We start from the raw sequence: 14,550 nt of genomic DNA, 5'->3' as shown, positions 1-14,550 counted from the left end.
GCCCGGCGGCTACGACGCGGTCGAGCGGAAGGTCCAGCGGCCCGAGCCGACCTCGTACACCGCCTCGTCCTCCCCGGTGCGCACCGGGCGTGCCCCGGCCGGCGCGTGGGCAGTCGTGTCGTCCTGCCCGCCGAACAGGGGGACGTGCACCTCCGCCGTGCTGCCCGCCGGCACGTCCACGGTGAGGCGGAACCGCCCGCCGTCCCGCTTCCACTCGGTCCGTGCGACTCCGTACGGAGTGCGGTAGGAGCCGGACGCCGAGGTCATGTCGCCCTCGACGGCGGGGTCGATGAGCAGTTCGGCGTAGCCGACGGAGTCGGCGGTCTGGCCGATGCCCGCGACCCGGGTGGTGAACCAGGAGTCGATGGCGCCGAGCATGAAGTGGTTCTGCGACTGGCCGGGTCCGCCGTCCCAGGACTCGCCGAGCGTGGTGTTGCCCGCGAGCACCTGGTATCCGTAGCTCGGGCTGGTCGTCCGCGTGGCGATCGTGTGGACGATGTCGTCGCGGCCCGCGGTGGACAGGACACGGAAGGCGGCCGGCAGGGAGATCTCTCCGAGCGTCAGGTGGTACCCGGCGTCCGCGACGGCCGTGGTGAAGTGGCCGAGCAGACGGTCCTTCTCACCCGCCGGGTACGCGCCCATGTCGAGGGCGAGGGCCTCGGCTCCCTGGCCTCCGCCGCCGAAGGTGCCGGTCGCGGGGTCGTAGTACTTCGTGGTGAGGGCCGCGGCACTGGCGTCGGCCTTCGCCCGGTAGGTGTCGGCCGCGTCCTGGTCGCCGAGGACACCGGCGGTCCGGCTGAGGGCGTCGAGGACGCGCCAGTAGCCGTAGGTGCCGGCGACCGCCCGCGGGAAGGTGCGGTCCGGTGTGAACCAGTCGCCCAGGCCGTAGTCGAGGATGCCGCCGGAGACCTGCGTCTCCAGGAAGTCGGCGTACTGCCGCATCCGCGGGTAGTACGCGGCCATCGTGTCCCGGTCCCCGTAGGCCGTGTAGAGCTGCCAGGGGACGAGGACGAACGCGCCGCCCCAGTTGGCGTCGTTGCGGTAGGCGCCGGGCAGGTTGGTGTACTCGGGCACGGTGCTGGGGATCAGCCCCTCCGAGGTCTGCGCGTCGGCCATGTCGCGGACGATCTTGCGGAGGTAGGAGCGCATGTCGTAGTTGCCCGCGAGCGCCGGGAACACCAGCTGGTTCTGCTCCAGCCAGCCCAGTTTCTCCCGGCTGGGGCAGTCGGTGAGGACGCTCATCATGTTGCCCTCGACGGCCCGCCGGATCAGCGAGTGGATGTCGTCGACGAGCGGGTCCGAGCTGCTGAAGTCGCCCGCCGAGGTGTTGTCGGTGCGCAGCACCTTGCCGCGTACGGTCACGGTCGCGCCGTCGGGCACGCCTCTGAGTTCCAGGTAGCGGAAGCCGTGGTAGCTGAAGCTGGGGTGCCAGGTCTCACTGCGGGCGCCGCGGGTGGTGTAGCTGTCCCAGAGGGGGCCGCCCACGTTGCTGATGGACTGGAACGCGTGGCCGTCCTTGAGGGATTCGGCGGGGTAGACGCGGACGGCCGTGCCGGCGGGCGCGCCGACGGTGATCTCCGGCCAGCCGGCGATGTTGCGGCCCAGGTCGAAGACGCGGCTGTGCTCGGCTCCTTCGACCTCCTTGCCCTCGATGGTCTCGACGACCTTGATGGGTTCGGTCTCGCGGGCGCTGAGTTCGGCCGGGTCCTGTGCGGTGCCGGGGCCGGCCACCGCGACCGCCCTGTCCCACCCTCGGCGGTCGCCGCTCGGCTCGTCCCAGTGGGCGATCTCGCGGCGGGCGTCGTAGTCCTCGCCGCCGTACCAGTTGGAGGAGGTGGTGGGGCCGAGCGTGGTGCGCCAGTCGTCGCCGCTGGTGACGGTACGGGTGCTGCCGTCGGCCAGGGTCACCTCCAGGCGGGCGATCAGCTTGGGGTCGCTCAGGTTGCCGTACAGCTTGCGGTAACGGTCGGCGGTGCTGACCACGTTGGACATGCCGTTGCCGAGGGCGACGCCGAGGGTGTTGGCACCGCGCCTCAGCCGGTCGGTGACGTCGTAGGTGGCGTACTGGACGCGTTCCGCGTAGTCGGTGTTGGCGGGTTCCAGGACGGCGTCGCCGACCGGTTCGCCGTTGACGGTGGCGTCGTAGATGCCGAGTCCGCCGATGTACAGGCGGGCGCTGCGCACCTTCTCGGGAAGCTTGAAGTCGTCGGTGAGCAGGGGCAGTCCGGCCGGGAGATAGGGCTTCGGCGGCTTCTGTCCGTCGACGCGGGCGAGCGTGCTGAACGGTCCTGTGGCGCTGTCACCGCTCGAAAGGGCGTAGTCCACCGGGAAGTCGGGGACACGGCCGTCGGCGGTGAGGACGTCGGCGCGCGGGTGGAGCGCCACTTCGTCGAAGGTCTTCGCCGTCTTGAGGTCGAGAGTGAGGACCACGGGTGCGTCGGCGACATCGGCGCCGGTGTGCGCGGCGCTCGCGTATCCGGCGGCGGTCTGCAGGGCGCTGTTGGGCAGGCCGTCGACGGCCAGGGCGGGTTCCCAGGTCTTGCGCAGGGTGTTGGTCTCCGAGGCCGTCACCGCGGCGCCCTGGGCGAGTCCGGTGGTGGCGGTGGCGGAGTCCCGGAGGTCGATCTCGCCGAGCTGGACGCGCCAGGTGCGGTCGGGGAAGGACTCCTCCAGGGGCAGGCCCAGTTTCGTGACGTCCAGGCGTACGTAACGGGACGTGGTGCGCGGGACCTTGACGACGACGGGCTCGGCGGTGCGCTCGCTCAGCCGCCAGTCGGGGTGCGTGATCCAGTCGGCGGTCCTGCCCGTGTTCCAGTCGGACCGCCGGGTCAGGCCGGTCTCGAAGACGGCGGTGTCGCTCCAGCCGGAGTCACGCGGCCCGTGCGACGACCAGAGCATGACCCGCCAGTACACCCGGGTGCGGGAGCCGAGTTCCTTGCCTGCGTACGTGGTCTCCGGCAGCGCCGAGCGCACCTTGCCCGAGTCCCACAGGTCGGGCCGGCCGCGCCGCAGCAGCTCCGGGGAACTGGCGGCCTGGAGGCGGTAGGCGCTCTGGCGGGTGTTCGGGGCCCGGGAGCCGGTCGACCAGCTGAGGCCGGGGGTGGTGTCGTCGATGCCCAGGGCCTGGGTCAGGTGCTGGGTGCGCGGCCGCTCCGGGGTGATGGTGGCGGTGGCCGCGGCGCTGGTGGCGTCGGCGGTGACGGCGCCGGCCAGCACGGTCGCGAACGCGGTCAGTCCGGCGAGGAGGACGGGCAGGGGCCGCCGGTGTCCGCCGCGCGGTCGGGGTCTGGGCATGTGTGCTCCATGGAGTGCGTGCGGGGTGGATCAGTCGCGGGTGAGGTCGACGGTGAGGTGCCGTCGCAGGCGCAGGGTCACCGGTCCGAGCAGTCCGGACGGCAGCGGCTTGTTCCGCTCGTTGGAGAGCGTGTTGGCCACGCGCACGGCGAGGGAGTTGCGGCCGGCCCTGACCTGGCGGGTGATGTCGACGACCCAGGGCGCCCACAGCAGCGGCGGGAGTTCGGTGCCGTTGACGGTGACGGCCGCCACGTCACGGACGTCACCGAGGTCGAGCAGTACCCGGTGCCCGTCGAGGACGGCGCGCTCGACGTCTACCTCGGTGGTGTAGGTGCCGCTGCCGGAGAAGAGGGGGTCGGTCGTGGTCCAGCTGCCGAGGGGTCCGCTGACCGGTGTGGCGCCGTCGCGGTCCAGGGTGAGGGTCCAGTCGCCGTCCACGGTGACCGGTGCGAGCGGGTCGTCGGTGCGGGCCGTACCGCGGTAGGTGTGGGTGCCGTCGGTGCCGGTGAACCGGTGGCTGCCGGGGGCCGAGGCCTCCACCGTCGCGCGCAGTCCCTTGCCGTGCCGCTCGACCGCGAGGACGGGCAGCGGTGAGTCCGTGAGGTGCGGGACGGGTCGCGCGTCGTGGCGTACGACGACGATCCGGGTCTGGTACGGCTCCAGGTCCAGGGGCAGCTGGACGCCGCTCTTGCCGCTCCGGTGCACGGGGGCGGTGCCGGTGTCGCCCGTCGCGGGGTCCCAGAGTTCCGGCACGCCGGTGGCCGGGAGGGTCATGGAGGTCTCGACGTGTGTGCCGCCCTCGTTGTTGACGAGGAAGGCGGTGTCCTCGCCCCGGTGGACCCGCAGCACGCGTACGGCGTCCTGCGGGGTCTCCAGCACGGCGGCGGCCACCCCGGCCTCGTGGGTGGCGGCGCGCAGTCCGGTCGGGTCGGCGACGCGCACGGCGTGCCCGCGGCCGACGGCTCGGCGTCCCGGCACCCGCTCGCCGAAGAGGTCCGTCAGGGCCCGTGCCAGGGAGCGGTCCTTGTGGTCCGCCTCCTCGGCGGCGAGGTCCCCGACGGCCACGACGGTGCCGCCGGCCCGCGCGAACTCCGCGAGGGTGCGCACGGAGGCCACGTCCAGGGTGGGCGTCACGGGCACCACCACCAGGTCGTAGCGGGCCGCGCCCACGGCCAGCCGGCCGCCGCGCACCTTGGCCTGGCTGAGCAGATCGGGGTCGCCGGTGAGGGCGCCCTCGTGGACGAGGTCGAAGTCGACCTGGGCACGCTCCAGCGCGTAGGCGGCGTCGGAGAGCGCGCCGTCGACCTCGCCCTGCCGGTCGGTGCCGGTCCACTGTTCGGCGGCGCGCTGCGGCTGCAGCAGGGCGGTGCGGGCGCCCGACGTGCCGCGTCCGGCCTCCATGACCCGGCCGATCCACTCGGCGAGCGGCCGCATCGCCCACCACCAGGGGGCGCGCGGGCCGAACGGCGGCGGGAAGTAGACGCGGACCTCGTCGGTCCACAGGGCGTGCAGGACCGTCAGGTTGACGCCCCGGGCGGCCTGCGCGCCGACGGTGGTGTGCACGAACCCGGGCGTGACCTGCCAGCCCATGTTGCCGAACATCTCCAGCAGGGCCCGCTCCCGGCCCATCTGGTGCGCCACGGACACCGGGTTACGGGGGATCATGGTGGGCTCACCGGCCACGTACTCGGCGGTGATGATGTCGCCGCCCGGCACGTGCGCCCACTGGTTGACCTTGTGGAGGTCGCCGGTGGAGGGGATGCGCTTGGCCGGGGACGTCTCGTCGTAGAGCGGGTTGGTGATCAGGGCGACGTCGCGCTGCTCGTACCAGTGGGCCTGCTTCTGGAAGTAGCGGGCGAAGCGGTTGGACACGGCCTGCCAGTAGCGGCCCCGGGCGATCCGGCCGTCGCGGCCCAGGTCGTCGAAGGCGGCGGCGTAGGCGAGACCGGGTACGACGCCCACCGCGCGCAGGGCCTTGTCGAGCGTGGGCGACCAGGGCAGGCGCTTGAAGTGCGCCTCGGCCGAGGCGAAGAACGGCTCGTCGTCCCAGAAGCCGGGTATCACCGTGCCGAAGTAGCGGCGGAAGCGGCGGTGGTACTCGCCGGGGACGATGTCGAGGAACAGTTCCACGGGCTCGTCGTCGAGGAGGTCGACGTAACTGCGGCTGTAGCCCTGGGTGTCGTCGACGAGCGGGGCGCCGCCGAACAGGTCGATCTGCCAACGCCCGGCCGGCGCGTGCCAGTTGTGCGCGCCGCTCAACTCGCCGGTGATGTCGACGACTTCGGTGGCGTCGGTGCTGCCCGCCGGGCGCACGGCGGCGGCGACGGCCGTGGCGTCCCCGCCGAGGCCGGCGCGCTCGGGGAAGTCCCCGGCGGCGGCCGAGTCGTCGAAGTCCGTGGTGTACAGCGAGGTGCCGTCGGCTCCGGTGACCGTGAGGCTGTCCCACAGGGAGCGCTGGTCGGCCACCGCCCGGACGCCCGCCCCGCCGGACGTCCGGTGGTCGTCGTCGACGGTGCCCTTGTCCTTGCCGTCGAGGGTGACGGACAGCGTGGTCCCGTGGACGGTGACGGCCACCGTGTGGAACTTGGTCTTGTTGAAGCCGTCGGTACGGGTGCTGGTCAGCAGGGCGACGGGGTCCGCTCCGCGTGCCAGGCGCTGGACGGTGACGACTCCGGTCTGGTCGAAGGTGACCGCGTAGCCGTCGAGGCCGTCGGCGGAGGCCCTGACGACAAGGCCGGCGGCGGTGTGTTCGGCCTTGGCGCTGCCGGTGACGGTGTAGTCCGTCCACGCGTCGCCCTCACGCAGCACGGCGGCTCCGTCGAGCAGGGCCGCGTCGGCGACCAGGTGTCCCGCTTCCACGCCCACCCCGCTGGTGCGGCGCAGGTCGACGGTGGCGGGGCCCGTCACGACGGTGGTCGAGCGCCACAGCGCCTTGAGGCGCAGGTCGGGCCGTGGCGCGTAGGTGCGGGAGCCGACCGTGCCGCCCTTGACGACGTACTCGCCCGCGCGGCCGCTGGGGAAGTGGTCGTCGTTGAACAGCCACACCCGCATGCCGGTGCGTTCGGCGGTGCGCAGCACGTGTCCGACGATGTCGAACCATTCCTCGGTGAAGAACACCGGCTGCATCTCGGCGTTGTCGAAGGGGAAGAGGACGACCTCGTACATGCCCTTGTCCCGCAGGTCGGCCATCTGCCGGTCCACGAGTTCGGGGGTGACGGGCCCGTTCCAGTACCAGTAGACGGTCGGTCTGCTGTCGCGTCTGGGGTCGGCGAAGTGCTTCGCCGAGAACGTGGGCCCGGCGCTCGTGGCCGTGCCGCTCGCGCCGGGGGCCGCTTCTCCCGCGGCGTGGGCGGGAGCGGGCAGTCCGACCGCGAGCACGGTGCCCGCGGCACCGGCCGCGGCCACGAAACGTCGTCTGGACAGGTCGTCGTGAGACATGGTTGAACTCCTGCGTGGACGGCGGGCACCGGGTGCCCGCCGGACGGAACGGTGTGGTGCGTGTGTGTGGTGGGAGCCGGTGCCCGGTGGAGCACCGGAGGCGGCTGGTCAGCCGGCCGCCAGGCGCGCCACCTCGGACGCGCTCAGGGCCCGGTTGTGCAGACGGAAGTCACGGACGGCGCCGCGCAGATACGGGTGCGTGGTGTTCTGCGAGCGGCCCAGGTAGTTGCGGGTGCTCGCGCCGAGCAGGAGCGGGCTCGCCACCATGGCGGTGTTGCGGCCCGCCTCGACGCCGTCGAGGTGGAGGACGCCGGTGCCGCCGCCGAGCGTGAGCGCCACATGGACCCATCGGCCCACGGGGAGCGGGCCGGTGGCGTCGACGAAGTCCTCGGACTCCATACCGGCGATCTTCAGGGCGGCGCGGGCGCGCCCGGCACCCGTGGTCGCCGCGAGGAACAGATAGGTGTCCTTGTGGAATCCCAGGTCGAAGACGCGGGCGGACGCGGCCAGGGCGTCCACGCGGACCCGGACGCTGACGGTCAACTCGTCGAGTCCGCCGGGCAGTCCGGCCGGGAGAACGACATGTCCGCCCTGTCCGTCCAGGGCCACGGACCGCACTCCGTCGGTCCCGGCGGACCAGGTGGCGCCTCCCACGAGCGTGGCGTCGGCGAAGGTGCGGGTGCGGTCGGCCGCCGAGGTGCCGCTCCCCTCGTCGAAGGGGTAGCGGGCGACGTCGCGTTCGCGGGCCTGGCGCGGAGGCACGGCCCAGTAGACGTTGTACCGCTGGTGGTGCACCTCGTGGAACGGCCGCAGTGACACCCGGCGTCCGTCGGCGAGCGCGGTGAACTGCGTGGCTGTGCCGGGCACCGGGCGCAGGGTGTCCGGCCGGATCGAGGGGAGGGTGGCGAGCGGGGTGTCGCCGTACGCCCCCGCGAGGACGAGCGGCCCGTACGACAGCGACCTCACCTGCGGGTTGTCGGGCGCGGCCTGCCAGACGGGCCGTCGGGGCAGCACGAGTTCCACGGTGTCCCCGGCGCGCCAGTGCCGTTCCACGGCGGCGTACGTGCCTGGCTCCGGCCGGACCGGCAGGTGCCGGCCGTTGACCTTGAGCCGGGCCCGTCCGCCGGTGTCGGCCACCCAGGCGGGGACCCGCAGCCGCAGGGTGAACCGGGCGTCTCCCGCGGTGACGGTGAGGCGGGTGCGGTCGGTCGTGGGGTGGCCGGTCTCCTGACGGAGGGTCACACCAGTCTCGCGCCACCGCAGTTCGGAGGGGATGAACAAGTTGACGTACAGCGAGGGGCCGCTGGTCTCGCGGGTGCGGAAGTAGATGCTGTCGGCGAACTTGGTGTGCGTCTCCAGACCGGAGCCGTGGTCGCAGGAGAAGTTGTCGTAGTCCCCGCTGTAACTGCCGGGCGCCGAACCGAGGCCGCCCTTGGGCTGCCGCTCCGCACCGGCCCACAGCCCGGTGTAGTACGTGACGAACCCGTGCCCGGAGTCGGGATCCTGCTCGCCGAGCATCTGGTTGTAGAGCGTCCACTCGTAGTGGTCCATGTACGCGGCGCGGGACGGGCGGTGCAGGAAGAGGTGCCGGCCGAGCTTGAGCATGTTGTAGCTGTTGCAGTTCTCGCAGGTCACCTCGGAGAGCCGGCTGACGATCTCGCCCGGCGGGCCGAACAGCTCCTGGTTGGAGTTGCCGCCGATGGCGTACGAATGGTCCCGTACGACCGTCGTCCAGAAGTGGTCGGCGATGTCGAGGTAGCGCCGCTCGCCCGTGGCCTCGTAACTCGGTACCGCTCCCACCACTTTGGCGATCTCGGTGTTCGCGTGGCGGCCCGCGAGTTCGTCCCGGCCCGCCGCCAGCGGCGCGTACAGCTCCTCGTGGTCGAAGCGCCGGGCGGTCCGCAGATGCGCCGGGTCACCGGTCACCAGGTGGAGGCGGGCGAGTACGTCGTTCATGCCGCCGAACTCCACCTTCAGCAGCGTCTGCATCCGCTCGGCGGAGAGCGGCGCGGTGCGGGCGTCCACCCAGGCCGCCATGGCCAGGAGCACGGCCAGCGCCTGCTCGTCACCGCCGAGTTCGTACTGGTCGAGCAGCCCCGCCATGATCTTGTGGAGGGTGTAGTACGGGGCCCACGGTTTGCCGCCCGCCTCCAGCTGGTCGAAGACGGACTCGGGGAACGCGGACAGGTACCCGGCGTGGTAGCCGGCCGCCGGGGCCGCCCGCTGGCACTCGGCCAGTGCGGCGACGAGGGTACGGGCCTTGGCCGCGTAGGCGTCGTCGCCGGTGTTGGCGTACGCCTGGGCCAGCGCGCTGAGCAGATGTCCGGTGGTGTGGCCGCGCAGCTGGATGCCCGGCGCCTCCCAGCCGCCGCAGGGTTCGGCCGAGGAGGGCAGTCCCACGTTCAGCCGGAAGGTGTGCAGCAGCCTGTCGGCGTCGACGAAGAGCAGGTACGCGCAGGTGCGCCGCATGTTGGCGAGGAAGGGGCTCTCCAGCAGCCGGACGTCGGCCATCCGGAAGGGGGTGAGGGCGGACCGCGGCGCGGCCGTCGCGGCGGCGGCCGCGTGCGGGGCCAGCGAGGCGGCGGCTGCCGTCACGGACGCGGCGACCAGGATCTGACGGCGGGACGGGCGGGGCAGGTCACGCGGTGCGGGCAAGGCGCGGTGCTCCTTCCGGGCAGGGAAGAGTGCCTCCGGACGCACGCGCCACCCCGCACGCGGGAGCGGCGCGCGGCGGCGACGGACCGGGGTTTCGGCGAAACGCAGGGGTGGCGGCTCTTCGGAAACTTGAATCGTTTTATGTCGTCCGCGGGAGACGGTAAGTGTGTACCTCACAGGCGTCAAGAGTGCGCGCACGGGGGAAAGTTGCCGACAGCGTTTCCCAGCATTTTGAATCGTTCAAAGTGATCAAGGACGCCACTGCACGCAGGGGCGGACCACAATCGTCGCGGTCGCACGGCGTGCTCGACGGGCAGAACGGCGGTGCTGACGGTTCGGGGGACTCGACACGTCGCGGTCAGGGGGCAGGGGTCCGGCGTCGGGGTGCCACCGCGTGCGGGAGACGAGGCCCGGTTCGAGAAGCTCAAGACCGTCGAAGAAGGCAGGGTGGCCGAGTGGCGCCCGCGGACGCGGGTTGCGAGGATGCACTCGCGGGACCCGGCGGCCGCGGTCCGCCCCGGACGCAGGACGTCGTCCGCGTCGTCGCGTTCCGGACGCCCGCCGACATCGAGGAGTTCCCATGTCCAAGCCGCCGCTTCCGCCCGAGGCCGTCGAACTGCTGAGCCGCCCCAACGCGGCCGTCATCGCCACGGTGCGCTCGGACGGCGCGCCCGTGTCCACGCCCACCTGGTATCTGTGGGAGGACGGCCGGGTGCTGCTCAGCATGGACGAGGGCCGGGTGCGGCTGAAGCATCTGCGGCGCGACCCGCGGGTGACCCTCACCGTCCTCGCCGAGGGCGACTGGTACACCCATGTCACCCTCCTGGGCAGCGCCTTCGAGCTGCACGACGACGAGGGCCTGGCCGACATCGACCGCATCTCCCGGCACTACACCGGCAAGCCCTATCCGGACCGGGTACGGGCCCGGGTCAGCGCCTGGGTCGAGATCGACCGGTGGCACGGCTGGGGCGCGCTGAAGGACAACGACCAGGCGTCCACGTAGGCCGGACCCCCAGGCCCGGATGGCGGCTGCCGGTCAGGGGACGGTGGCCGGTTCCCTGGGCGGGATCCAGCGCAGGTGGACGGTCTGGCCGGGGTCCTCGGACCGCAGCAGGGACAGCCGCGGGCGGACGGCGTCGGTGCGGGCGCTCGGCGGCTTGCGGGCACCGGCCCGGTACGGGAGCGGCCACTGGGCCGACGCGTCCCGGTACTCCTGCTCGGCCGCCGCGTGCAGCGTCCAGTGCGGATCGTAGAGATGGGTACGGCCGAGGGCGCACAGGTCGGCGCGGCCCGCCAGCAGGATCGAGTTCACGTCGTCGTAGGACGCGATGGCCCCGACCGCGATGACGGCCGTGCCGGTGGCCGCGGCGACCTCGTGGCGGATCCGGTCCGCGAACGGCGTCTGGTACGAGCGGCCGTACGCCGGGCGCTCGTCCTGGGTGACCTGGCCCGAGGAGACGTCGATCGCGCCCGCGCCGTGGGCGATGAAGGCACGGGCGATCTCCACGGCGTCGTGCTCGGTGGTGCCGTCCGGGACCCAGTCCGTCGCGGAGACCCGCACGATCATCGGCCGCCCGGCCGGCCAGACCGCACGGACGGCGTCGAAGACCTCCAGGGGGAAGCGGAGCCGGCCCGGCAGCGAACCGCCGTACTCGTCGGTGCGGTGGTTCGCCACAGGCGAGAGGAACGAGGACAGCAAGTAGCCGTGTGCGCAGTGGAGTTCGAGCAGGTCGAAGCCCGCCTCGGCGCCACGGCGGGCGGCGGCCACGAAGTCGGCGACCACCTCGTCCATCCCGGCACGGTCCAGCTCGCGGGGCACGGCCGAGCCGGGGCCGTAGGGCAGCGGCGACGGGCCGACGGTCTGCCAGTTGTCGTACGGCAGCGGCTCGTCCATGCCCTCCCACATGAGCCGGGTGGAGCCCTTGCGGCCGGAGTGGCCGAGCTGGAGGCCGATCCGGGCGGTGCTGCGGTCATGCACGAAGGACACCACCCGCGCCCATGCGTCGCGCTGCTCGTCGGTCCACAGGCCCGTGCAGCCGGGTGTGATGCGGCCCTCGGGTGAGACGCAGACCATCTCCGTCATGACCAGCCCTGCGCCGCCCATCGCCTTCGAGCCGAGGTGGACGAGGTGGAAGTCGCCGGGTACGCCGTCGACGGCCGAGTACATGTCCATCGGGGACACGATCACCCGGTTCTTCAGCTCCAACTCCCCCAGCCGGAACGGCTGGAACATCGCCGGGACCGTCCCGGGCAGTCCCTGCGAGGCGGCGAAGGCCGCGTCGACCCGGTCGGCGAACTCCCCGTCACGGGTGCGGAGGTTGTCGTAGGTGATGCGGCGGGACCGGGTGAGCAGGTTGAAGCAGAACTGCGTCGGCTCCTGGTGGGCGTACATGCCGATGTTCTCGAACCACTCCAGGGAGGCCTGGGCGGCCCGCTGCGTGGACTCGACGACCGGGCGTCTCTCCGCCTCGTACGCCTTCAACGCGCCCTCGGTGTCCGGGTGTTCGTGCAGGCACGCGGCGAGGGCGAGGGAGTCCTCCATCGCCAGTTTGGTGCCCGAGCCGATCGAGAAGTGCGCGGTGTGGGCGGCGTCGCCGACGAGGACGAGGTTGCCGTGGTGCCAGCGTTCGTTGCGTACGGTGGTGAAGGCGAGCCACTTCGAGTTGTTCGCGAACACCCGGTGCCCGGCCAGTTCCTCGGCGAAGAGCCCGCGGACCCGCTCGACGGCCTGTTCGTCGGAGGCACCCGGCGGGAGGTCGGCCCCCTCGGTGACGTCGAATCCGGCCCGGCGCCAGACGTCCTCGTGCATCTCGACGATGAAGGTGGAGCCGGTCTCGGAGTAGGGGTAGCCGTGCACCTGCATGGTCCCCCACCGCGTCTGCCTGACGAAGAACTGGAACGCCTCGAAGACGCGGTCCGTGCCCAGCCACATGTATTTGTTGCGCCGTCGGTCCAGGGTGGGGCGGAAGACGTCCGCGTAGGCCTCCCTGACCCGCGAGTTGACGCCGTCCGCCCCCACCACCAGGTCGTACGAGGCCCGCAGGAGCCCGGTGTCGGGGGCGGACTCGGTGAAGCGGACGCGCACCCCGAGGTCGTGGCAGCGGCGCTGCAGCAGCCGGAGCAGTTCCCTGCGGCTCATCGCGGCGAAGCCCTGGCCGCCCACGGTGTGGGTCCGGCCGCGGTAGTGGATGTCGATGTCGGTCCAGCGGGCGAAGCGGCGCGCCATGGCCTCGGCGAACTCCCGGTCGGCGTTCTCGATGCCGCCGAGCGTCTCGTCGGAGAACACCACGCCGAAGCCGAAGGTCTCGTCGGGGGCGTCGCGTTCCCACACGGTGATCTCGTGGGCCGTGTCGAGCTGTTTCATGAGCGCGGCGAAGTAGAGGCCGCCGGGGCCACCGCCGACGATCGCGATCTTCACGGGGTTCCTCTCAGTGCTCGCCGGCGGACGCGGCGGCCTGGTCGTCCTCGACGGCGGCGGCCGTCGTGGTCCGCTCCTCCTCGACGGCCGCGCGCAGTGCGAAGCGCTGGAGCTTGCCGCTGGCGTTGCGTGGCAGCGAGGCGCGGAACCGCACGTCGCGCGGGTACTTGTAGGGCGCGATGACGCCTTTGACGTGGTCCTGGATCTCCTTGGCCTTGGCGGCGTCACCGGTCACGCCGTCCCGCAGGACGACGAAGGCGCAGACGACCTCGCCGCGTTCGCTGTCACCGCGGCCGACGACGGCGCACTCCAGGACGTCGGGGTGGGTGTCGACGGCCGCCTCGACCTCGGGTCCGCCGATGTTGTAGCCCGAGGAGACGATCATGTTGTCGCCGCGGGCGTGGTAGTGGAAGTAGCCGTCCTCGTCGCGGTGGAAGACGTCACCGGTGACGTTCCAGCCGTTCACGACGTAGTCCTTCTGGCGCTCGTCGTCGAGGTAGCGGCAGCCGACCGGGCCGATGACCCCCAGCCTGCCCGGCTCGCCGGGGCCCAGTTCGCCGCCGTCGGGGCCCAGGATGGTGGCGCGGAAGCCCGGGACCGGTTTGCCGGTGGCGCCGGGCCGTATGTCGTCACCGGCCGCGGAGATGAAGATGTGCAGCAGTTCGGTGGCGCCGATGCCGTCGACGACCCGCAGTCCGATCCTGTCGCGCAACTGCTCCCAGACGCCGAGGGGTATGTGTTCGCCCGCCGAGACACCGACGCGCAGCCCGGCGAGCTGCTGTTCCCGTCCTTCGCGCAGGATGGCCTTGTACGCCGTGGGCGCCGTCGCGAGCACGGTGACGCCCTGGCGCTCGACGAGTTCCGCCATGCCCAGCGGGGTCACGGTCTCGGTCAGCAGCGCGCAGGCACCGGCTCGCAGCGGGAAGACGACGAGCATGCCGAGGCCGAAGGTGAAGGCGAAGGGGGCGCTGCAGGCGACCACGTCGTCCGGGCGCAGGCACAGCACCCGGCGGCCGAAGGTGTCGTCGATGGACAGGACGTCCCGGTGGACGTGGATGGTGATCTTCGGGGTGCCGGTGCTGCCGGACGTCGGCGCGAGGAGGGCGACGTCGTCGGCGGCGGTGTCCACGGCGGTGAACTCGCCGGACTTCGCGGTGGCGCGGGCCACGAGGTCGCCCGGCCCGGTGCCGCCGAACTCGACGACCTTCAGTGACGGCAGCACGGTGTCCCGTACGGCGCGGACGTCCTCGGCGTACCGGTGGTCGACGAGGGCGAGGGCGGGCAGCGTACGCTCGGCGATCTGGGCGATCTCTCGGGTGCGCAGCGCGGCCATGACGGTGACGACCACTCCCCCGGCCTTGAGCACGCCGAGCCAACACGCCACTGTCCAGGGCGTGTTGGGCGACCGCAGCAGGACCCGCTGCCCCGGGACCAGGTGGAGGTCCTCGGTCAGTACCTGGGCCACCTGGCCGACCCGCTTCCTCAGTTCCCCGTAGGTCCAGGTCTCCCCGGCCGGTGTGCGCAGCGCCGGGCGGTCGGCCCCGAACCTCGACGCGGGGCGGTCGACGAGTTCGGTGGCGGCGTTGAGCCGCTCGGGGTGCCGCAGGTCCGGCGTGGTGAACTCGATCGTCGGCCACAGGTGCGCGGGCGGCAGGTGGTCACGGGTGAAGGTGTCCCGGTGCGCCGAGGGCGAGGGCCGGGACGGAGGCGAGGGCGGGGGCTGGGAAGAGGGCTGAGGAGTCAAC

Annotated in this window: 6 protein-coding genes; 1 reads left to right on the top strand and 5 read right to left on the bottom strand. The window is 72.3% G+C overall.

The features are described from left to right. Positions 1 to 9: 9 nt before the first annotated feature. The 3 genes from ACLVWQ_RS36105 to ACLVWQ_RS36095 form a co-directional block, all read right to left on the bottom strand. The gene (locus ACLVWQ_RS36105) at positions 10 to 3,294 is read right to left on the bottom strand and encodes a family 78 glycoside hydrolase catalytic domain (protein ID WP_414113494.1); all 3,285 of its coding nucleotides are present in this window, start codon (positions 3,292 to 3,294) and stop codon (positions 10 to 12) included. Between the two features lie 30 nt (positions 3,295 to 3,324). Further along, positions 3,325 to 6,732: a glycosylhydrolase-like jelly roll fold domain-containing protein gene (locus ACLVWQ_RS36100; RefSeq protein ID WP_414113493.1), complete on the bottom strand. Its 3,408-nt coding sequence runs from the start codon at positions 6,730 to 6,732 to the stop codon at positions 3,325 to 3,327. A 108-nt stretch (positions 6,733 to 6,840) separates the two neighbouring features. Next, a complete protein-coding gene (locus tag ACLVWQ_RS36095; RefSeq protein WP_414113492.1) occupies positions 6,841 to 9,387 on the bottom strand; it encodes a beta-L-arabinofuranosidase domain-containing protein in 2,547 nt (848 codons plus the stop codon). Between the two features lie 580 nt (positions 9,388 to 9,967). On the opposite strand from ACLVWQ_RS36095, the gene ACLVWQ_RS36090 reads away from it, so the two are divergent. Next, positions 9,968 to 10,390, top strand: a complete 423-nt coding sequence (locus ACLVWQ_RS36090; protein WP_414113491.1) for a PPOX class F420-dependent oxidoreductase — start codon at positions 9,968 to 9,970, stop codon at positions 10,388 to 10,390. A 33-nt stretch (positions 10,391 to 10,423) separates the two neighbouring features. Here the strand turns inward: ACLVWQ_RS36090 and ACLVWQ_RS36085 are convergent, their stop codons facing one another. After that, positions 10,424 to 12,805, bottom strand: coding sequence for a bifunctional salicylyl-CoA 5-hydroxylase/oxidoreductase (locus ACLVWQ_RS36085; protein ID WP_414113490.1), 2,382 nt, complete (start codon positions 12,803 to 12,805; stop codon positions 10,424 to 10,426). 10 nt (positions 12,806 to 12,815) lie between these two features. Further along, positions 12,816 to 14,549 (bottom strand): AMP-binding protein, encoded by a 1,734-nt coding sequence (locus tag ACLVWQ_RS36080; RefSeq protein ID WP_414113489.1) that lies wholly within the window; start codon positions 14,547 to 14,549, stop codon positions 12,816 to 12,818. Position 14,550 lies beyond the last annotated feature (1 nt).

Origin of the sequence: Streptomyces sp. CWNU-52B, assembly GCF_047444975.1 — a bacterium.
Taxonomy (GTDB): domain Bacteria; phylum Actinomycetota; class Actinomycetes; order Streptomycetales; family Streptomycetaceae; genus Streptomyces.
The sequence above is the reverse complement of the archived record's forward strand: the minus strand, read 5'-3'. Positions and strand labels throughout refer to the sequence as shown.

Coding starts and splice junctions, on each gene's coding strand:
- ACLVWQ_RS36105 (WP_414113494.1), bottom strand. CDS start 3,294: ATGCCCAGACCCCGACCGCGCGGCGGACACCGGCGGCCCCTGCCCGTC.
- ACLVWQ_RS36100 (WP_414113493.1), bottom strand. CDS start 6,732: ATGTCTCACGACGACCTGTCCAGACGACGTTTCGTGGCCGCGGCCGGT.
- ACLVWQ_RS36090 (WP_414113491.1), top strand. CDS start 9,968: ATGTCCAAGCCGCCGCTTCCGCCCGAGGCCGTCGAACTGCTGAGCCGC.